Here is a 19,927-nt window from a genome sequence, read left to right as displayed (position 1 = left end):
CCCGTGCCCGACGAGACGACGACCGACGACGTGACGACCGACGACGTGACGACCGACGACGTGACGACCGACGACGTGACGACCGACGACGTGACGACCGACGACGTGACGACCGACGACGTGAGGACCATGACGTTCAGGAGCCCGGCGTGAGCGACTCCCTGCTGCTGCTCGCGATGCTGGCGGTGCCCGCGGTGGGCGCCGCCGTCGTCGCCGCGCTCCCCGGCGACCGGGAGGCCACGGCCAAGCAGGCCACCCTCGGGGTGAGCCTGGTCGTGCTGGTCCTGGCTGTGCTGGCCACCCTCGCCTTCGACCCCGACGGCGAGCGGTTCCAGCTGACCAGCTCGGTGCCCTGGATCCCGGGTTTCGGCGTCGACTTCGCCCTCGGCGTCGACGGCATCGCGCTGGTCATGCTGCTGCTGGTCGGCGTCCTGGTGCCGGTGGTGGTGCTGGCCTCCTGGCGGGACACCTCGCCCGGGCGCCGCTCGATGCGCACCTTCTTCGCCTGGCTGCTGCTGCTCGAGGCGTGCATGGTCGGCGTCTTCGCCGCCACCGACGTGTTCCTGTTCTACGTCTTCTTCGAGGCGATGCTCGTCCCGATGTACTTCATCGTGGGCAGCTTCGGCGGCCCGCGGCGGCAGTACGCGGCGGTCAAGTTCTTCCTCTACAGCCTGCTCGGCGGGCTGGTCATGCTGGCCGCCGTCATCGGGCTCTACGTGGTCAGCGAGGCCGCGGGGGAGGGCACCTTCTCCTTCACCGCGCTCAACGACCTCGAGATCGACCCCACGGCGCAGCGGCTGCTGTTCCTCGGCTTCTTCGTCGCCTTCGCCATCAAGGCGCCGCTGGTGCCGCTGCACACCTGGCTGCCCGACGCCGGTGCCGAGGCCCCGATCGGGGGCGCGGTGCTGCTGGTCGGGGTCCTGGACAAGGTGGGCACCTTCGGCTTCCTCCGCTACTGCCTGCCGCTGTTCCCCGACGCGTCGCGGGAGTTCGCCCCGCTGGTGCTCGTGCTGGCCGTCGCGGGCGTCCTCTACGCCGCGCTGCTGGCGATGGGGCAGAGCGACATGAAGCGGCTGGTCAGCTACACCTCGATCGCGCACTTCGGGTTCATCGCGCTCGGCGTCTTCGCCTTCACCACCGAGGCCGCCACCGGCGCGGTGCTGTACATGGTCAACCACGGCATCGCCACCGGCCTGCTGTTCCTCGTCGTCGGGATGCTCATCGCCCGCGGCGGGTCCCGGCTGGTCGGCGACTACGGTGGCGTGGCCGCGCACGCGCCCAAGCTGGCCGGGGTGTTCCTCGTCGCGGGACTGGCCTCGCTGGCGCTGCCCGGCACCAACAGCTTCGTCAGCGAGTTCCTCGTGCTCATCGGCTCGTTCCCGACCCGGCCGGTGTTCACCGTCCTGGCCACCGTGGGCATCGTGCTGGCCGCGCTCTACGTGCTGCTGCTCTACCAACGGACGATGCACGGCCCGCCGCGCGGCGTGCTCTTCCCCGCCGACGACGGCGGGACCGCCGACGGCGGGACCACCGGTGCCGGCCACCCGGCCGGCGGCGCCACCGCCGCCACCGCGATGGCGACGGGGACGGCGACGGGGACGGCGATGGCGACGGGGACGGCGACGGGGACGGCCACGCTCCCCCGGGCCGCCCGCGCCGCCACCCGCGTGCACGACCTGTCCCGCCGCGAGGTCGCCGTCGTCGCGCCGCTCGTGGCGCTGGTCCTGCTGCTCGGCGTCCACCCGCAGCCGCTGATCCGGCTGATCGAGCCGGCCGTCGTCGCCACGATGAGCGACGTCGGTGTCGGCACCACCGACTCCCCCGAGGGGACCGACTGATGCCCATCGAGGCGCCCGACCTCTCGCTGGCCGCGCTCGCTCCGCTGCTGTTCGTCTTCGGCGCCGCCTGCGTCGGGGTCCTGGTGGAGGCCTTCGGCCCGCGCGAGAGCCGCCACCCGGTGCAGGTGGCGGTCGCGCTGGTCGGCACGCTGGGCGGGCTGGTCACCACGCTGCTGCTCGCCGGCACCGCGGAGGTGACCGCGGGCGGGGCGCTCGCCGTCGACGGCCCCGCCGTCTTCCTGCAGGCCACCATCGCCGGGCTGGCGGCCCTGTCGGTGCTGCTGTTCGCCGAGCGCAACCTCGACCCGGCCCGCTCGGCGTTCGTCGTCTCCGCCGCCGTGCCGGCCGGCAGCGCCCGCGACCGCGAGCTGCTCACCGTGCAGCGCGTGCAGACCGAGGTGTACCCGCTGGCCCTGTTCGCCGTCGGCGGGATGATGCTCTTCGTCGCGGCCAACGACCTGCTGGTCATGTTCGTCGCGCTCGAGGTGCTCAGCCTGCCGCTGTACCTGATCAGCGGCCTGGCCCGGCGGCGCCGGCTGCTCTCGCAGGAGGCGGCGGTCAAGTACTTCCTGCTCGGCGCCTTCGCCTCGGCGTTCTTCCTGTACGGCCTGGCGCTGGTCTACGGCGCCACCGGCAGCGTGCGGCTGTCCGACGTCCGCTCGGCCGCGGGCGGCGGCGACGGCGAGGTGCTGCTCGTGCTGGGCCTGGCGCTGCTCGTCGTCGGCCTGCTGTTCAAGGCCAGTGTCGCGCCGTTCCACACCTGGACGCCCGACGTCTACCAGGGCGCGCCCACCCCGGTGACCGCCTTCATGGCCGCCTGCACCAAGGTCGCGGCCTTCGGCGCCATCCTGCGGCTGCTCTACGTCGCCTTCGGTCCGGAGGAGTGGACCTGGCGGCCGCTGGTCTACGGGGTCGCCATCGTCTCGATGGTGGTCGGCGCCGTCCTCGGGCTGACCCAGACCGACCTCAAGCGGATGCTGGCCTACTCGTCGGTGGCCCACGCCGGCTTCCTGCTCACCGGCGTGCTGGGCTACCCGGGCACCGGCGACCCCGCGGGCTCCGGCGTGCCGGCCACGATGTTCTACCTGCTGGCCTACGGCCTGACCACGCTCGGCGCCTTCGCCGTCCTCACCCTGGTGCGCAGCGGCGACGGCGAGGCCACCCACCTGTCGCAGTGGGCCGGACTGGCGCAGCGCTCGCCGCTCACCGCCGCGGTCATGGGCCTGTTCCTGCTCGCGCTGGCCGGGATCCCGCTCACCAGCGGCTTCACCGGCAAGTTCGCCGTGTTCCGGGCCGCGATCGAGGACGGCGCCTGGCCGCTGGTCCTGGTCGCGCTGCTCACCAGCGCGGTGGCGGCGTTCTTCTACCTGCGGGTCATCGTGCTCATGTACTTCTCCGAGCCCGCGGCCGACGGACCCACGGTGGGCGTGCCCGGCCTGCCCACCACGATCGTGCTGGCGGTGACGGCGGCGGCCACCCTGGTCCTCGGCATCGTCCCCGGGTCGGTGCTCGGTCTGGCGGACCAGGCGGCTATCTTCGTCGGTTGATGACCGGACCCCGTGCCGCCGTCGACGGGACCGCCCCGGCCGAGGTCTGGCACCGCATCTCCACACCCGCCTCCACCGTCGGGGCCTGGCTGCCCGACGGGCCGCTCGGGGCGTCCCTCGGCGACGGGCTCGCCCGCGTCGAGGCCGCCCTGGCCACCGCCGTGGACAGCGACCACTCGTTCGTGTCCGAGGCGGCCGGTCACCTCATGGCCGCGGGGGGCAAGCGGTTCCGGCCGATGCTCGCGCTGCTGGCCGCCCAGCTCGGCGACGCGCAGGCCCCCGACGTCGTCCGGGCGGCCGTGGTCTGCGAGCTCACCCACCTGGCGACGCTCTACCACGACGACGTGATGGACGAGGCCTCCGTCCGCCGCGGGGCGCCCAGCGCCAACAGCCGGTGGACCAACAGCGTGGCCATCCTGACCGGCGACTTCCTCTTCGCCCGCGCCTCCGACATCCTCGCCGACCTCGGCCCCGAGGCGGTGCGCATCCAGGCGCGGACCTTCGAGCGGCTGGTCACCGGGCAGATCCGGGAGACCGTGGGCGCGCGCCCGGGCGAGGACCGGGTGACCCACTACCTCGAGGTGCTCGCCGACAAGACCGGCTCGCTGGTGGCCACCTCCGCGCGCTTCGGCGCCACCTTCGCCGGGGTCGACCCCGCGCTCGTCGAGGCACTGACCCGTTTCGGGGAGCTGGTCGGCGTCGCCTTCCAGCTCTCCGACGACCTGCTCGACATCGTGAGCGAGGACGGCGCCTCCGGGAAGTCGCCGGGCACCGACCTGCGCGAGGGCATCGCCACGCTGCCGGCGCTCATCGCGCTGACCGGCGACGACCCGGCCGAGGAGCGGCTGCGGGAGCTGGTGGCCCGCCCGCTCTCCGACGACACCGAGCACGCCGAGGCGCTGGCCCTGCTGCGCGGCTCGACCGCGCTGGCCCGCGCCACCGAGGTGCTGCGCGACTACGCCGCCCGGGCGCAGGCGTCGCTGGCCGACGTCCCGGCCGGCGAGGTGCGCGAGGCGCTGGCCGCACTGTGCGACTACGTGGTCACCCGCACCAGCTGACGACGGACCCGTGCCCCCCTCCGCTCGCAGGCCCACGGCGGGACCCTGCACGGCGGCCGTCCTGTCCGCCGTGCTCGTGCTGACCGGCTGCTCGGCGGGCGGGACCGGCGACCTGCCCGGCGGCCAGGAGGACAAGGGCGCCACCGACGTCCCCGACGCCGGCGGGACGGCGGCGGGGCTCCCGGCGCTCGAGGTGGAGACCGTCCTCGACGGGCTCGACCACCCCTGGGACGTCGCCCGGGCGCCCGACGGCACGCTGCTGCTCGACGAGCGCGGCGGCGGCCTGACCGCCGTCCTCCCCGACGGCACGGCGCGGGAGCTCGACGCCGACCTCTCCGACCTCTTCGTCGACGGCGAGACCGGCCTCATGGGCCTGGTCCTCAGCCCGGCGTTCGCCGAGGACCGGCGGTTCTACACCTGCCAGGGCGTCGAGGAGGACGGCGGAGCGGAGATCCAGGTGGTGGCCTGGACCGTGGACGCGGAGTGGACGGCGGCGACCCGGGTGGCCGACCCCCTCGTCGGGGACATCCCGGTCAACGAGTCCTCCGGCCGGCACGGCGGCTGCCGCGTGCGGTTCGACCCGACCGGCGCGCTGCTGGTCGGCACCGGCGACAACGCCGTCGGCGGCAACGCGCAGGACCTCGGCACCCTGGCCGGCAAGGTCCTGCGCGTCGACCCGGCTACCGGCGGCCCGGCTCCCGGCAACCCGTTCGCCGGCGACGCCGACCCCGTCACCCGGCTGGTCCTGAGCTACGGGCACCGCAACGTGCAGGGCATCGCCGTGCAGCCGGGCACCGGCGCGGTCTACACCGCCGAGCAGGGCCCCGACCGCGACGACGAGGTCAACCTGTCGCAGCCCGGTGGCAACTACGGCTGGGACCCCGACGGCGCCGGCGGGCGCTACGACGAGAGCGTGCCGATGACGGACCCGGCGATCCCGGGCGCGATCGCGGCGGTCTGGTCCTCCGGCGCCCCGACGATCGCCACCAGCGGCGCGGAGTTCCTCAGCGGCCCGCAGTGGGGTGGCTACGACGGCGTCCTGCTGGTCGGCGTGCAGAAGGACACCGGCGTGCTCGCGCTGCGGGTCGAGGGCGGCCGCCTGGTCGAGCAGTTCCGCGTGCCCGAGCTGGAGGACACCTACGGCCGGGTGCGCACCCCGGTGCTCGGGAGCGACGGCGCGCTGTACCTGACCACCGACAACGGCGAGGGCGACGACCGCCTGCTCCGGGTGACGCCCGGTCCGCTGCGGTGACGGTCCTGCTGGTGACCGGCGCGCAGGCCGCCGCGAAGACGACGGTCGGGCGGGCCGTGACCGCGCCAGCGGACCGGGAGGTCCTCCTCGACGGCGACGTCTTCTGGCAGGCGGTCGTCTCCGGGCGCTCGGCCTGGCGGCGCGGGTCCACGCCGAGGCCGGCTTGCGCACCGTCGTGGCCGACAACGTCCACGGCGAGGACCTGCAGGTGCTGCGCGCGGCGGTGGCGCCCCTCCGCCTGCTCACCGTCGCCCTGACCTCGTCACCGGAGGCGGTCGCGGCCCGCGAGCGCGGGTGCTGAACGCCGGCTGACGGGGGCTCAGCCGAGCCGTCGGCCGGACACGCGACCGGGCACGCCGATCCCCTCGGGCAGCAGGGGGTCGGGTTCGGGTTCTCCGAGGACGGTGCGCAGCGGCAACACCCCCGCCCACACCGGCGCGGCCAGGTCCTCCTCGTCGTCGACGGGCGGGCCGGTGCGCACCTTGACGCTGGCCTCGGCGAGGTCGAGCGCCAGCACCGCGGTGGCGGCGAGCTCCTTGCGGGTCGGCTGTCGGGTCGCCGTCCACGAGCCCGGTGCCAGGTGCTCGGTGAGCACCTCGAGACCGAGCAGCTGCTCCCCGGGGTCGGTCACCGCGCGGGCGGTGCCGTGGACGACGGCGCAGCGGTAGTTGACCGAGTGGTGGAACGCCGAGCGGGCGTAGACGACGCCGTCGAGGTGGGTGACGGTGAGGCAGACCGGCGCCCCGGCCGCCGCGGCCCGCAGCGTGGCCGCGCCCGTGGAGCCGTGCAGGTACAGCGTGTCCCCGTGGCGCCCGTAGCCGGTGGGCAGCACCACCGGCGCGCCGCCGAGCACGACCCCGAGGTGGCCGACGAGCCCGGCGTCGAGGACGGCGTGCAGCTGGGCGCGGTCGGTGCGCGCCCGCGCCGCCCCCCGGCGGACGGTGCTCCGGGCGGTGGGGGAGAGCGGCGGTGCGGTGTCCATGGCACCACCCTCGGCGACGCGGTGGCATCCTCCAAGGGCCACTCCGGAGCATCTCCGGCAGGCCACTGGGAGGAGGCGATCGCGTGGTCGAGGTCCCGCCGGTCGTGCTGCACCGCGGGTCCGGGACACCGCTGTCGGTGCAGCTCGCCGACGCCCTCCGCGCGGCCGCCGCCGGCGGCGCGCTGCGGCCCGGCGACCGGCTGCCCTCCACCCGCGAGCTGGCCACGGCGCTGCGGGTCAGCCGGACGGTCACCTCCGCCGCCTACGACCAGCTGGTGGCCGAGGGGTGGGCCGCCGGGCGGCACGGCGCGGGCACCTTCGTCGTCGGCGCGGCCCCGGCCGCCCCGGTGCGGTCGGGGCACGGGACGCCGGCGCGGTCGGCGGCGACGCCGGCCGTGGACCTGCGTGCCGGGGCGCCCTGCCTCGAGGTGCTCGACCGTGCCGCGTGGCGGCGGGCCTGGCGGGCGGCCGGGGACGTCCCGGCCGACCCCGGTCCCGAGCCCGCCGCGGACCCGGGGTTCCAGCTGGCCGTCACCGGGCACCTGCTGCGGCACCGGGGCCTGCCCGCGGCGCCGGACGTGGTGCTGGCGACCGCCGGCACCTCCGCGGCGGTCGGGGAGGTCGCCCGCCTGCTGCCGCCGGGCAGCCGGGTCGGGCTGGAGGACCCCGGCTACCAGCGCGCGGCCGGAGCGCTGCGGGCCGCCGGGCTGGAGGTGGTGCCGTGCCCGGTGGACGGCGACGGGCTGGTCGTCGACGCCCTGCCGGCCGGCCTGGCCGCGGTCTACTGCACACCGGCGCACCAGTTCCCCCTGGGCCGGCGGCTGTCGGCGGCCCGCCGGGTGGCCCTGGTCGCGCGGGCCCGCGCGGAGGGCTGGTGGGTGCTCGAGGACGACTACGACGGCGAGCTGCGCTACGACGTCGCCCCGCTGCCGCTGCTGGCCGCGCTCGGCCCTGACGTCGTGGTGCACCTCGGGACGAGTAGCAAGGTGGTCAGCCCGACCCTGGGCACCGGCTGGCTGGTGGCGCCCGCGCCGCTGCGCGCGGAGCTGGTCGCCGCGCGGACGGCCACCGGGACCCGCCCGCCGCGCGCCGGCCAGCGGGTGCTCGCCGCGCTGGCCGCCTCCGGTGACCTGGCCCGCCACCTGCGGCGGCTGCGCCGCGAGCTCGCCGGACGGCGGGCCGCGGTGCTCCGGGCGCTCGCCGCCGCGGGGGTCGCCGTCACCGGGGACCCGGCCGGCGCCCACGTCTTCGTGCCGCTTCCCGACCGGACGGCGGAGGCGGCCGTCGTGGCCGCGGCCGCCGCGCGCGGGCTGACCGTCGACGGGCTGGCCCGGCACGCGGCCGGGCCCGGACCGGCTGCCGGGCTCGTGCTCGGCTTCGCCGCCCCGGCCCGCGCCGAGCTGGACCGGGCGCTGCCCGTCCTCGCCGACCTCCTCGCCGAGACGCGACGGGCCCGCCTCCCCTGAGGGGGGCGGGCCCGTCACGGCCTCCCTGCAGGGGCCCGCCGCGAGCGTGCGAGCGGTGGGGGGCAGGGAGGTCCTCCTCTAGGCGGACACGGTCCAGGTGTCGTTGCCGGCCAGGAGTGCGCCGAGGTCGCCGGGCGACCCGGTGCGGGCCTCCTCGAGCTGGTCGGCCATCATCCGGTCGTAGGTCGGCTTGCGCACCGCGCGGAACACCCCCATCGGCGTGTAGCGCAGGTCCTGGCTCGACAGTCGCGACAGCGCGAACGCGTAGGACGGGTCCTCGCGGGTGGCGTCGTGGACGACGATCTCGCTCGCGTCGACCTGGTTGGTCTCGGCGATCCGCAGGCCGCCGAAGTCGTCGCGGACCACGCACGAGGCGCCGTCCGGGCCGAAGACCAGCGGCTGGCCGTGCACCAGCGGGATCGTCCACATCGGGCCGGTGGAGGAGTCCTTGAGCAGGTCGAACGCGCCGTCGTTGAAGATGTTGCAGTTCTGGTAGATCTCCACCAGCGCGGTGCCCTCGTGCTCGGCGGCCTGCCGCAGCACCTCGGTGAGGCCCTTGCGGTCGGAGTCCATCGCCCGGCCGACGAAGGTCGCGTCGGCGCCGACGGCCAGCGAGACCGGGTTGAACGGGTGGTCCAGCGAGCCCATCGGCGTGGACTTGGTGACCTTGCCGACCTCGGACGTGGGGGAGTACTGGCCCTTGGTCAGCCCGTAGATCCGGTTGTTGAACAGCAGGATCGTCATGTTGACGTTGCGGCGCAGCGCGTGGATCAGGTGGTTGCCGCCGATCGACAGCGCGTCGCCGTCGCCGGTGACGACCCACACCGACAGGTCCGGCCGGGAGGCGGCCAGGCCGGTGGCGATGGCCGGGGCGCGGCCGTGGATCGAGTGCATCCCGTAGGTGTTCATGTAGTACGGGAAGCGCGACGAGCAGCCGATGCCCGAGACGATGACCATGTCCTCACGGGCGATGCCGAGCGAGGGCAGGAAGCTCTGGACGGCGTTGAGGATGACGTAGTCACCGCACCCGGGGCACCAGCGCACCTCCTGGTCGGTCTTCATGTCCTTGGCCTTGAGGGCGGTCTGCTTCTCGCCCTGGGTGGCCACGGAGTCCGCGATGGCCTGCTGGATGTTCGCGTCGATCGACGTCCCCGGCATGCCGAGGTCGTGGACGTGCGGGGAGGTGGTCACTGGGTGCCTCCGGTGCTGGCAGTCGGAGTGGTGGAGTCGATGACGTCCTGGACGACGGCGGCGAGCTCGGCGGCCCGGAAGGGCAGCCCGCGCACCTGGGTGTGGCTCTGGACGTCGACGAGGTACCTGGCGCGCAGGAGCAGCGCGAGCTGCCCCAGGTTCATCTCGGGGCAGACGACCCGGTCGTAGCGGCGCAGCACGTCGCCGAGGTCGGCCGGGAACGGGCTGATGTGGCGCAGGTGGATCTGGGCGACCTCGCGGCCCGAGCGGCGGATGCGCCGGCAGGCGGCCCCGATCGGCCCGTAGGTGGAGCCCCAGCCGATGACGGCGACGCGGGCGCTGCCGGTCGGGTCGTCGACGTCGGTCGCCGGGATGTCGGCGGCGATGCCGTCGACCTTGGCCTGCCGCAGCCGGGTCATCAGGTCGTGGTTGGCCGGGTCGTAGGAGATGTTGCCGCTCTTGTCGGCCTTCTCCAGCCCACCGATGCGGTGCTGCATGCCCGCGGTGCCGGGGACCGCCCACGGGCGGGCCAGCGTCTGCGGGTCGCGCAGGTAGGGCAGGAACTCCGGCGTCCCGTCGGCGGTGGCACCGTTGGGCTCGGTGGCGAAGTCGACCGACAGGTCGGGCAGGTCCTCGACGTCCGGGACCGCCCACGGCTCGGCGCCGTTGGCCAGGTAGCCGTCGGACAGCAGCATCACCGGCGTCCGGTACTTCAGCGCGATCCGCGCCGCCTCCAGCGCCGCGTCGAAGCAGTCGCCGGGGGAGCGGGGGGCGATCACCGGCAGCGGGGCCTCGCCGTTGCGGCCGAACATCGCCTGCAGCAGGTCCGACTGCTCGGTCTTGGTGGGCAGGCCCGTGGAGGGACCGCCGCGCTGCACGTCGACGACGACCAGCGGCAGCTCGGTCATGACCGCCAGGCCCAGCGCCTCGGACTTCAGCGAGACGCCGGGGCCCGACGTCGTCGTGACGCCCAGCGCCCCGCCGAACGAGGCGCCCAGCGCCGAGCCGATCCCGGCGATCTCGTCCTCGGCCTGGAAGGTGCGCACGCCGAAGGACTTGTGCCGGGACAGCTCGTGGAGGATGTCCGAGGCCGGGGTGATCGGGTAGGCGCCGAGGAACACCGGCAGGCCGGCCCGCTGCCCGGCGGCCACCAGCCCCAGGGCCAGCGCCTGGTTGCCGGAGATGTTGCGGTAGCGGCCCGGCGCCATCGGGGCCGGCTTGATCTCGTAGGAGACCGCGAAGGCCTCGGTCGTCTCGCCGTAGTTGTAGCCGGCGCGGAAGGCCGCGATGTTGGCCGCGGCGATCTCGGGCTTGCGGCGGAACTGCCGCTCGAGGAAGCGCACCGTGCCCTCGGTGGGCCGGTGGTACATCCAACTGAGCAGGCCGAGCGTGAACATGTTCTTGCTCCGCTCGGCCTCCTTCTTGCCCAGGCCGGTGTCCTTGAGCGCCTCCAGCGTCATGCTCGTCAGCGGCACGGCGACGACCTGCCAGCCGTCGAGCGAGCCGTCCTCGAGGGGGTTGGTCGCGTAGCCGACCTTGGCCAGGTTGCGCGGGGTGAACTCGTCGCTGTCGGCGATCACCAGCCCGCCGCCGGGCAGGTCGCCGAGGTTGGCCCTGAGCGCCGCGGGGTTCATCGCGACGAGGACGTCGGGGGCGTCGCCCGGCGTCATGATGTCGTGGTCGGCGAAGTGCAGCTGGAAGGAGCTGACGCCGGGCAGGGTCCCCGTCGGCGCGCGGATCTCGGCGGGGAAGTTGGGCAGCGTCGACAGGTCGTTGCCGAAGGACGCCGTCTCGCTGGTGAAGCGGTTGCCGGTCAGCTGCATGCCGTCGCCGGAGTCGCCGGCCAGCCGGATGACCACGCGGTCGAGCGCGACGACGCTCTTCGCGAGCCCACCGGGGGCCGAGCTGCCGGGCGTGGTGGACGGTTCGAGAGCAGTCATCGTGTGCTACCTCCAAAGGCCCCAGGTTACGGCGGTGTGTCCCGGCTGGACGCGTGAGGCGGATCACGGCGGGCGGTCGTACGAGGGTGTCAGCAGCGGCAACCGCCCGCGGCGGCCGGGGATTCCGCCCGATGCCGTCTCGTGAGCGCCGTCACACTCCGGCCGGCGGGAACGGCGGTCGGGCGCGTTCCGTTCACGAGGGGTGCGGCGCTGGGGCAACGGGGTGCGGACCGCCCTCCTGCTCGGCCTGGTGGCCGGCCTCGTCCTCGCTGCCGGCGCCCTCGTCGGCGGCCGGGGCGGGCTGCTCGTCGCGCTCGTCGTCGCCCTCGGGGTGAACGGCTGGGCCTGGTACCACTCCGACCGGCTGGCGCTGCGCGCGATGCGCGCGTTCCCGGTCACCGAGACCCAGGCGCCCGGGCTGTACGCGGTGGTGCGCGAGCTGGCCACCGAGGCCCGCCACCCGGTGCCGCGCCTCTACGTCAGCCCCACCGACCAGCCCAACGCCTTCGCCACCGGACGCACCCCGCGCCGGGCGGCGGTCTGCTGCACGCAGGGCCTGCTCGAGCTGCTCGACCGCCGGGAGCTGCGGGCGGTGCTGGCCCACGAGCTCTCGCACGTCTACAACCGCGACGTCCTCATCAGCTCGGTGGCCGGCGCCCTGGCCACCGCGGTCACCTACCTGGCGCACCTGGCCACGTTCGGCGCGCTGTCCGGCGGACGCTCCGACGACCGGGGCAGCGGCAACCTGCTCGGCTCGCTGCTGCTGGTGCTGCTCGGCCCGCTGGCCGCGGGGCTGGTCCGGTTCGCGGTCAGCCGCAGCCGGGAGTACGAGGCCGACGCCGCGGGGGCACGCCTGTCCGGTGACCCCCTGGCCCTCGCCACGGCCCTGCGCCGCATCTCCCGGGGGACGACGGCGCGGCCGCTGCCCCGCGAGGAGCGGCTGGTGGCGCAGAGCCACCTGATGATCGCCGCCCCGTTCCGGGCGGCCGGCCTGGCGGCGCTGTTCGCCACCCACCCGCCCATGGCCGAGCGGATCGCCCGGCTCGAGCGGATGGCGCTCGAGCCCGGCCGCGACTGACCCGCAGACGGCCGCGTCCCCCGTGCCGGAGGCCGGCACGGGGGACGCGGGAGGACGCTGCGCAGAGGGGGCAGTGGAGAGGGTGCGGTGGAGGGGGTCAGGCGGGGACGAGCATCCGGGGGTCCGACCGGCGCCCGGTGAGCAGCAGCTTCACCGCGTCGCCGGGGACCAGCGGGCGGGAGAAGTGGTAGCCCTGGCCGAGCGGGCAGGCCAGCGCCTTGAGGATGTCGACCTGGTCGCCGGTCTCGAGCCCCTCGGCGACCACCTCCAGGCGCAGGTCCTGGCCCAGCTGCGTGATCGCCGCGACCACCGCGTGCCCCTCGGGGCTGGAGGCCACGCCGTCGACGAAGGACTTGTCGATCTTCAGCGTGTCGATGGGGAAGCGCCGCAGGTAGCCCAGCGAGGAGTACCCGGTGCCGAAGTCGTCGAGGGCCAGCCGGACGCCGAGGTCCTTGAGCTGCGCCAGCTTGCGGGTCGTCTCCTCGGTGTCGTGCACGAAGAGGGACTCGGTGATCTCCAGCGTCAGCAGCGACGGGGCCAGCCCCGACGTCCGCAGCGCCTCGGCCACGTCCCCGACGAGGTCCGGGTGCTGGAACTGGCGGACCGACACGTTGACGCTCATCCGCAGCCGGCCCAGCGGTGAGCGGTGCTGCCACTCGGCGGCCTGCCGGGTGGCCGCCTGGAGCACCCAGCGGCCGATCGGCACGATCAGGCCGGTCTCCTCGGCCAGCGGGATGAACTCCAGCGGCGACACCAGGCCGCGCTCGGGGTGACGCCACCGCAGCAGCGCCTCGAACCCGACGATCACCTGCGAGGACACGTCGACGATGGGCTGGTAGTGCAGCTCGAGCTGCTCGGCGTCCAGCGCCCCGGACAGCTCGGCCCGGACGGCGTCCCGGCGCACCTGGGCGGTGTGGTGGCTGGGCTGGAACACCTCCAGCCGGCCCTTGCCGTCGGTCTTGGCCGCGTACATGGCCAGGTCGGCGGCGCGCAGCATGGTGATGCCGGTGGGGGCGCACGCGTCGGAGGTGGCCAGGCCGATGCTCACGCCGGTCCGCACCGCGTGCTCGCCGATGCGGGTGGGCGCCCGCAGCGAGTCCAGGATGCGGTGCGCGACGCGCTCGGCCTGGTGGGCGCTGCCCGGGCCGGTGAGCAGGATGGCGAACTCGTCACCGGAGAGGCGGGCGACGGTGTCGGTGTCCCGGACGGAGCCGACCATGCGCTCCCCGAGCAGCTTGATCAGGTGGTCGCCGCCCTCGTGGCCGAGGTTGTCGTTGACCGCCTTGAGGTTGTCCACGTCGAGGAAGAGCACCGCCGACCGGTCACCGGTCCGCGCGTGCGCGGCCTCGGCCTCGGCCAGCCGCTCCATGAAGTAGGCGCGGTTGGGCAGGCCGGTGAGCACGTCGTGGAAGGCCTGGAACCGCAGCCGCTCCTCCAGCTCCTTGCGGCCCTCGACCGCGCCCAGCAGGCTGTTGAAGGCGCGGCCGGCCTCACCGATCTGGTCGTCGGAGTCGACGTCGATCCGCTCGAACACCGCCGCTGACCAGTCGCCGGAGCTCGAGGCCGAGCCGACCACGCTGGTCGCCGACCGCAGGTGGCTGGCCAGCACCTCCATGCGCCCGCCGACGACCCCGCGGCACAGGGCGTAGTTCATGGCGCCCACGAGGAAGCCGGCCACGAGGCAGGCGGTGCCGAACACGGGACGGTGGGCGATCGTCTCCGGGACGCCGAGCAGCACGGCGAACGGCGGGAAGACGACCCCGACGGCCAGGCCCAGACCGACCATGTAGATGGCCATGTCCCAGAACACGCGGGAGGTCAGCCGGAAACCCCGGCGGGTGCGCGGCCGCTGCGGGGCCGGCGGATCGTGCAGCGTCATGCAGGACAGATCGGCCGGCCGCGGTGTGACTTGAGGAACTCCCCGACGTTCCCGGACCATTCCACCATTTGTGAGGAGTTTGCAGCAGTCGTTCAAGGAATGGTCGGAGAGGCCGATCTGCCTTGCATGGAGATGACGCTGTCCTTCACGGCCGGCCAGTACGTGGGCGACGACCTGTGGGTCTCGGTCCTCGACGGCCGCCCGCGCCAGTACGTGGACCTCGACACCGCCGCCACCAGCTCGGCGTCGGTCGTCGTCGCGCGTGCGGTGCAGGACTTCCTGCCGTGGTACGCGAGCGTGCACCGCGGCGCTGGCATCCGGTCCCAGCTCACCAGCGCCCGGTACGAGGAGGCGCGCGAGGTGATCACGCGCTTCGTCGGCGGCGACCCCGCCACGCACGTGGCGCTGTTCCCGCGCAACACCACCGAGGCGATCAACCTGCTCGCCTTCCGCCTGGGCCTGTCCCGGGACGACGTCGTGGTGACCACCGCCGTCGAGCACCACGCCAACCTGCTGCCCTGGCGCCGGCACGCGCAGCTGCGGGTCGTCGACGTCGACCGGAGCGGCACCTTCGACGTCGCCGCGGTCGAGGCCGCCCTCGACCAGCAGCCGCGGCCGCGCGTGCTCGCCGTGACCGGCGGCTCCAACGTCACCGGCTGGCTGCCCGACCTGCGGGCGATCGCGGCGGCCGCGCGCGAGCGCGGTGTGCTCGTGGTCGTCGACGGTGCGCAGCTGGTGCCGCACCGCCCGGTGGACATCACCGCCCTCGGCGTCGACGTCATCGCCTTCTCCGGGCACAAGATGTACGCGCCCTTCGGTGCCGGCGCCCTGGTGGTGCCCCGGGCGCTGCTCACCCGCGGCGAGCCGTTCCTCGTCGGGGGCGGCGCGGTCGGCGCCGTCTCCTTCGACGACGTCATCTGGGCCGACGGTCCCGACCGCGACGACGCCGGCTCGCCGAACGTGGTCGGCGTCGTGGCCCTCACCGCGGCGGCCGACGAGCTGCGCAGCGACGGCTGGTCGACGGTGCGCGCGCACGAGGACCACCTGGTCCGGGCGCTGGACTCCGAGCTGCGCTCGGTGCCCGGGCTGCGCCGGCTGGGCCCGGTCACGGGGGACCGGCTGCCGGTCGCCGCCTTCAACCTCGAGGGCGTGCCCCACGGTCTGCTCGCCGCGCGGCTGGCCAACGAGTACGCGATCGGCACCCGCAGCGGCTGCTTCTGCGCCCACCCCTACATGGGCCGGCTGCTCGGCCTCTCCGACGCCGAGGTCGACCGGTTCCACGCCGACGTGCGGGCGGGGAACCGGCACCGGCTGCCCGGCGCGGTGCGGGTCAGCGCCAACCGGCAGACCTACCTCACCGACATCCCGCTGCTCGGCCAGGCGCTGCGCGAGATCGCCGCCAGTCCCGAGGGCGCCGGGCAGTACGTGCTCGACGAGCGCGGCGACTACGTGCCGCGGGTCCGCCCCCGCGTGGCGGCCCCGGTCTGACGGTCCGACGGTCCGGGACCGTCAGCCGTCGGCCGCGTGCCGGCCGCGGGGCGGGACGGGCGGCCGCGCCGTCATCGGCGTCGGCCCGGCGTCGCCCCGGCCGCGCAGCGGCGCGCCGACCGAGTCGGGGTCCCGGCGCTCGACCCGGCGGATGCCGGGGGTGGGGCAGACCAGCGCGGCCGGCCCCGGCCGGCCGAGGTGGAAGCCCTGGCCGAGGTGGACGCCGAGGGCCTCCAGGCTGCGCAGCTCACCCGGGGTCTCGATGCCCTCGGCGACCAGGTCGAGTTCGAGGGTCTGCCCGAGCGTGACGATGGCGCTCGCGACCGCCTGGTTCTGCCGGTTGGCGTCGATGTCCTCGACGAAGGACTTGTCGATCTTGAGGATGTCGAAGGGGAAGCGGCGCAGGTAGGACAGCGACGAGTAGCCGGTGCCGAAGTCGTCCAGGGCGAGACGGACGCCGAGGTCCTTGAGCCGCTCGAGCTTGAGGGTGACGTCGCGGATGTCCGAGGCGAACAGGCTCTCGGTGATCTCCAGGGTGAGCAGGTGGGGCGGCAGCCCGGAGCGGCGCAGTGCGTCGGCGACGTCGTGCAGCAGGTCCCCGTGGGCGAACTGGCGCACCGACACGTTCACGCTGACGTGCACGCCGGTGGGGTCGGCCGGGTGCTGCCAGGTGGCGGCCTGGGCCGTGGCCTCGCGCAGGACCCACCGGCCGACGGGGACGATGAGCCCGGAGGTCTCGGCCAGGGGGATGAAATCCGCCGGTGACACCAGGCCGCGCTCGGGGTGCTGCCAGCGCAGCAGCGCCTCGTAGCCGTCGATGCGGCCGCTGCCCAGGTCCACCAGCGGCTGGTAGTGGACGACCAGCTGGTCGCCGTCGAGCGCGTGCTGGAGGTCCGCCTGCAGCCGCTCGCGCTCGAGCTGGACGGCGTGGTGGCGGGGCTGGAAGGTCTCGCAGCGCCCCTTGCCGGTGGCCTTGGCGATCGACAGCGCGACGTCGGCGGCCCGCAGGATCCCGATGCCGCTGCTGGCGGCGGCGGTGGAGGTGGCCACGCCCAGGCTGGCCGCCGGCTGGACGAACCCGTCGTCGACGAGCACCGGCTGCACCAGCGCGGCCAGGATGCGCTCGGCGGTGCGCAGCGCCTCGCGCTCGCTGGCGGGACCGGTGAGCAGGACGGCGAACTCGTCGCCCTCCAGGCGCGCGAACACGTCGGCCGGCCGCAGGCAGTCGAGGATCCGGGTGCTCACCACCTGCAGCAGGCGGTCGCCGCCCTCGTGGCCGACGTCGTCGTTGACCGCCTTGAGGTCGTCCATGTCGAGGTAGAGCAGGGCCAGCGGGATGCCGTGGACCTCCAGGGCCTCCTCGGCGGCGCGCAGCCGCTCGAGGAAGAGGCTGCGGTTGGGCAGGTCGGTGAGCGGGTCGTAGAAGGCCTGCGTCCGGAGCTGCTCCTCCAGCTCGCGCCGGTCGCTGACGTCGCGCGTGCTCAGGACGACCCCGCTGACGGCCGGGTCGTGCCGGAGGTCGTTGACGACCGTCTCCGTCCAGCGCCAGGAGCCGTTGCGGTGGCGCATGCGGCACCCGATCGGCGCCGTGGCCGGCAGGCCGGCGCTGGACTCGGCCAGCTGGGCGGCGAAGTGCCCGGCGTCCTCGGGGTGGATCAGCGCGGCCATCTCGGTGCCGACCAGGCCGCCGGGCGGGTAACCGAGCACCCAGCCGACCGACGGCGTCTGGTAGGTGATCCGCCCGGCGGTGTCGACGATGGTGATGACGTCGGAGGCGTTGCGGATCAGCGACCGGAAGTGCTGCCCGACCTCCAGGGCGTCGAGCAGGCTGTTGAAGGCCCGCGCCGTCTCGCCGAGCTGGTCGTCGGAGTCGGCGGGGATCCGGGCGGAGCTGGAGGCCGACCAGTCGCCGGTGCGGCTGGCCTGGGCCACCGCCTCGGCCACCTGGCGGAGGTGGCCGCTCAGCACGGCCAGCCGGCCACCGACCACCCACCGGCAGATCGCGTAGCTCAGGGCACCGACCAGGAACCCGGCGATCAGGCAGGCCGCGCGGAACCAGACGCGCTCGGCGTAGGCACCGGGCACACCCAGGGCGGTCGCGAACGGGGGGAACACGAGACCGACGGCGAGCCCGAGCCCGACCATGTAGACGGCGAGGTCCCAGAAGACGCGGGCGGTCAACCGGAAGCCGGGGCCCCGGCCGGGCCCACCGGCGTCGGCCGCGCCGGTGCCCGGACCGGGCACGGAGCTGTCGAGCGTGGCGTTCACCCGCCCGTCATCGGCGGCGCGGCGTGCGGTGTTGACCGCTCCCGCCCGCCCGGTGCCGGACCGGTCGTCCGACCTCCGCATCGGACACCGCTCTGGTGACGAGACGTCGACCGTCCACGGCACACGGTGACGACATGACGTCTCGTCACCCCGTCGTGATCCTCCGTGCTTGTCTCGCCGGAGTGACGGGGAGCACGGTCGGGGCGCGGTCCTGACACGAACGACGCTCTGCCCCCGCGCGCGAGTGGGTGCCGCTCCCGACCCACCTCAGCCTTGATCCGCGGAGGAACCATGCCAAAGAAGACCCGTCAGAGCAGTCCGACGGTCCGCGAGGAGCCCTCGCTGCCGGCACCGTCGAGTGCGCCGCCGAGCGGGGGGGATCTCGTCGCGATCGTCGCCATCCTGGCCAGCCTGATGGCAGTGACCCTCGTGATCACCCGAGACGTCGACCAGGCGATGCAGGTCGTCGCAGCCATGGCTGCGGTCCTGGTCCTCCTCGGCCTCGGCCGGTCCGCGCGCCACTGATCCGCTCACCGCTGACGCCCGCCCGCCTGGCACGCCGCGCCGGGCGGGCGTCAGCCGGTGGTGCGACCAGGTCGGTGGGGGACCAGGACGGCACGACCTGGCCGGCACCAGCGGGCGCGGCCGCGCACCTGCCGACGGCCGCGGTGCGCGCTCCTGCGGATCGGGTGCGGATCGAGCGCACCGACGGGCCCCGGCGCTGCGCCAGGGGTCAGCTCACCGGTAGTTGTCGAACTGGAGGGCGACGTCGAGGTCCTTGCCGCGCAGCAGCTGCTGCACCGCCTGCAGGTCGTCGCGCTTCTTGCCGGTCACCCGCAACTGGTCGCCCTGGATCTGCGCCTGCACGCCCTTCGGGCCCTCGTCGCGGATGATCTTGGCGATCTTCTTCGCGGTGTCGGACTCGATGCCCTGCTTGATCCGCGCGGAGAGCTTGTAGGCCCGGCCCGAGGCCTGCGGCTCGTCGGCGTCCAGGGCCTTGAGCGAGATGCCGCGCTTGACGAGCTTGTCGCGGAAGACGTCGAGGGCGGCGTTGACCCGCTCCTCGGTGTCGGCCTGCAGCGTCACGCCGTTCTCGCCGGCCCAGCTGATCGAGGCGTTCGTGCCGCGGAAGTCGAAGCGCTGGGCGATCTCCTTGGCGGCCTGGTTGAGCGCGTTGTCGATCTCCTGGCGGTCGACCTTGCTCACGACGTCGAAGGACGAGTCGGCCACGGTGTGCTCCTCACTCCCGCGCGGGGTACCCGCGACGGGACCCGTCGGGCCGTCACCGGCCCGTCTTGTACGCTCTCTCCCGTGGGACCAGGGCGGGTTGCCCGAGTGGCCAATGGGAGCGGACTGTAAATCCGTCGGCTTAGCCTACGAAGGTTCGAATCCTTCACCCGCCACCCCCGTGCAGCGGCCCCCGACCGGCAGGTCGGGGGCCGCTCGCCGTGTGGGGGCGGTCAGCCCAGCGTGGGCGCCCGGGCACTGGCGACGGCGGTGACCTCCAGGGGCCGCCCGCCGAGGAACAGCCAGCCGAAGGCGACCTCCACCGAGCGCGCGCAGCGGACGGTGACCTCCACGCCGTCGGTCTGGGCCGCCCAGGCGTCCAGCGTGCTCCCGCCGTCGGCCAGGTGGTCGGCGACCGCCGTCCGCGCCGTCTCCCCGGTGAGCGGCAGCTGCTCGCCGACCCCCGAGGCGTAGACCCGCCCCTCGTCGGTCCGGTTGGCCGCGGCCAGGGCGGCGCCATCGCAGACCGCCTGGACGTCCTGGTGCTCGAGGACGGCGTCGGAGGCGGCGATCGCGCCCAGTGCCATGAACGCGGCGACCAGCCAGCAGACGAGCACGAAGGGCAGCGCCGAGCCCCGCTCACCCTCCACCGACCCCGCTGGCACGGCGGGAGCGTAGGTCGGCGGGGTCGTCCCCGCCCCCTCTCCACAGGG

General features: G+C 74.5%; 17 protein-coding genes and 1 tRNA gene. 11 read left to right on the top strand and 7 right to left on the bottom strand.

Translation table 11 applies throughout. The features are described 5' to 3' along the window. Positions 1-3: 3 nt before the first annotated feature. The 6 genes from BMZ33_RS23110 (at position 4) to BMZ33_RS23105 (ending at position 5,996) form a co-directional block, all read left to right on the top strand. Entirely contained in the window at positions 4-153 is a 150-nt protein-coding gene (locus BMZ33_RS23110; protein ID WP_169063967.1) for a hypothetical protein, read from the top strand. Further along, positions 150-1,838, top strand: a complete 1,689-nt coding sequence (locus tag BMZ33_RS06445) for an NADH-quinone oxidoreductase subunit M (protein ID WP_091108700.1) — start codon at positions 150-152, stop codon at positions 1,836-1,838. The genes BMZ33_RS23110 and BMZ33_RS06445 overlap by 4 nt, the downstream gene beginning before the upstream one ends. Then, positions 1,838-3,385: an NADH-quinone oxidoreductase subunit NuoN gene (gene nuoN, locus BMZ33_RS06440; RefSeq protein WP_091108699.1), complete on the top strand. Its 1,548-nt coding sequence runs from the start codon at positions 1,838-1,840 to the stop codon at positions 3,383-3,385. Before BMZ33_RS06445 ends, nuoN begins: the two co-directional genes overlap by 1 nt. Continuing rightward, positions 3,385-4,443, top strand: coding sequence for a polyprenyl synthetase family protein (locus BMZ33_RS06435; RefSeq protein WP_091108698.1), 1,059 nt, complete (start codon positions 3,385-3,387; stop codon positions 4,441-4,443). The genes nuoN and BMZ33_RS06435 overlap by 1 nt, the downstream gene beginning before the upstream one ends. 70 nt (positions 4,444-4,513) lie before the next feature. Then, positions 4,514-5,695, top strand: a complete 1,182-nt coding sequence (locus tag BMZ33_RS06430; protein WP_169063966.1) for a PQQ-dependent sugar dehydrogenase — start codon at positions 4,514-4,516, stop codon at positions 5,693-5,695. Positions 5,696-5,858: 163 nt separating this feature from the next. Continuing rightward, entirely contained in the window at positions 5,859-5,996 is a 138-nt protein-coding gene (locus BMZ33_RS23105; protein WP_169063965.1) for a hypothetical protein, read from the top strand. An 18-nt stretch (positions 5,997-6,014) separates the two neighbouring features. Here BMZ33_RS23105 and BMZ33_RS06425 read toward each other — a convergent pair whose 3' ends face one another. Further along, the gene (locus BMZ33_RS06425) at positions 6,015-6,677 is read right to left on the bottom strand and encodes a pyridoxamine 5'-phosphate oxidase family protein (protein WP_091108696.1); all 663 of its coding nucleotides are present in this window, start codon (positions 6,675-6,677) and stop codon (positions 6,015-6,017) included. A gap of 83 nt (positions 6,678-6,760) precedes the next feature. Here BMZ33_RS06425 and pdxR point away from each other — a divergent pair, with 83 nt between their 5' ends. After that, positions 6,761-8,143 carry a MocR-like pyridoxine biosynthesis transcription factor PdxR gene (gene pdxR, locus BMZ33_RS06420; protein WP_091108695.1) on the top strand — a complete coding sequence of 461 codons (1,383 nt, stop codon included), beginning with the start codon at positions 6,761-6,763 and terminating at the stop codon, positions 8,141-8,143. 78 nt (positions 8,144-8,221) lie between these two features. On the opposite strand, the gene BMZ33_RS06415 is transcribed toward pdxR, so the two are convergent. Both BMZ33_RS06415 and BMZ33_RS06410 read right to left on the bottom strand, forming a co-directional pair. Then, on the bottom strand, positions 8,222-9,334 hold the full coding sequence (locus BMZ33_RS06415) for a 2-oxoacid:ferredoxin oxidoreductase subunit beta (RefSeq protein ID WP_169063964.1): 1,113 nt from the start codon (positions 9,332-9,334) through the stop codon (positions 8,222-8,224). Continuing rightward, entirely contained in the window at positions 9,331-11,274 is a 1,944-nt protein-coding gene (locus BMZ33_RS06410) for a 2-oxoacid:acceptor oxidoreductase subunit alpha (RefSeq protein ID WP_091108694.1), read from the bottom strand. The genes BMZ33_RS06415 and BMZ33_RS06410 overlap by 4 nt, the downstream gene beginning before the upstream one ends. Before the next feature lie 202 nt (positions 11,275-11,476). Here BMZ33_RS06410 and htpX point away from each other — a divergent pair, with 202 nt between their 5' ends. Further along, positions 11,477-12,352: a zinc metalloprotease HtpX gene (gene htpX / locus BMZ33_RS06405; RefSeq protein WP_091108693.1), complete on the top strand. Its 876-nt coding sequence runs from the start codon at positions 11,477-11,479 to the stop codon at positions 12,350-12,352. A gap of 97 nt (positions 12,353-12,449) precedes the next feature. Here the strand turns inward: htpX and BMZ33_RS06400 are convergent, their stop codons facing one another. Then, a complete protein-coding gene (locus tag BMZ33_RS06400) occupies positions 12,450-14,231 on the bottom strand; it encodes a putative bifunctional diguanylate cyclase/phosphodiesterase (protein ID WP_169063962.1) in 1,782 nt (593 codons plus the stop codon). Positions 14,232-14,363: 132 nt separating this feature from the next. On the opposite strand from BMZ33_RS06400, the gene BMZ33_RS06395 reads away from it, so the two are divergent. Next, positions 14,364-15,719: an aminotransferase class V-fold PLP-dependent enzyme gene (locus BMZ33_RS06395; protein ID WP_169063961.1), complete on the top strand. Its 1,356-nt coding sequence runs from the start codon at positions 14,364-14,366 to the stop codon at positions 15,717-15,719. A 21-nt stretch (positions 15,720-15,740) separates the two neighbouring features. Here BMZ33_RS06395 and BMZ33_RS06390 read toward each other — a convergent pair whose 3' ends face one another. After that, positions 15,741-17,987: a putative bifunctional diguanylate cyclase/phosphodiesterase gene (locus tag BMZ33_RS06390; RefSeq protein WP_136697205.1), complete on the bottom strand. Its 2,247-nt coding sequence runs from the start codon at positions 17,985-17,987 to the stop codon at positions 15,741-15,743. 291 nt (positions 17,988-18,278) lie between these two features. Here BMZ33_RS06390 and BMZ33_RS06385 point away from each other — a divergent pair, with 291 nt between their 5' ends. After that, positions 18,279-18,512 carry a hypothetical protein gene (locus BMZ33_RS06385; protein ID WP_091108689.1) on the top strand — a complete coding sequence of 78 codons (234 nt, stop codon included), beginning with the start codon at positions 18,279-18,281 and terminating at the stop codon, positions 18,510-18,512. A 213-nt stretch (positions 18,513-18,725) separates the two neighbouring features. On the opposite strand, the gene BMZ33_RS06380 is transcribed toward BMZ33_RS06385, so the two are convergent. After that, complete coding sequence (locus tag BMZ33_RS06380; RefSeq protein ID WP_091108688.1) at positions 18,726-19,217, bottom strand: YajQ family cyclic di-GMP-binding protein; 492 nt, start codon at positions 19,215-19,217, stop codon at positions 18,726-18,728. Between the two features lie 91 nt (positions 19,218-19,308). On the opposite strand from BMZ33_RS06380, the gene BMZ33_RS06375 reads away from it, so the two are divergent. Then, positions 19,309-19,390 (top strand) — tRNA-Tyr (locus BMZ33_RS06375). A 57-nt stretch (positions 19,391-19,447) separates the two neighbouring features. Here the strand turns inward: BMZ33_RS06375 and BMZ33_RS06370 are convergent. Next, positions 19,448-19,879, bottom strand: a complete 432-nt coding sequence (locus BMZ33_RS06370) for a pilus assembly protein TadG-related protein (RefSeq protein WP_169063960.1) — start codon at positions 19,877-19,879, stop codon at positions 19,448-19,450. Positions 19,880-19,927 lie beyond the last annotated feature (48 nt).

It is taken from the genome of Geodermatophilus dictyosporus, from assembly GCF_900115505.1.
Taxonomy (GTDB): domain Bacteria; phylum Actinomycetota; class Actinomycetes; order Mycobacteriales; family Geodermatophilaceae; genus Geodermatophilus; species Geodermatophilus dictyosporus.
The sequence above is the reverse complement of the archived record's forward strand: the minus strand, read 5'-3'. Positions and strand labels throughout refer to the sequence as shown.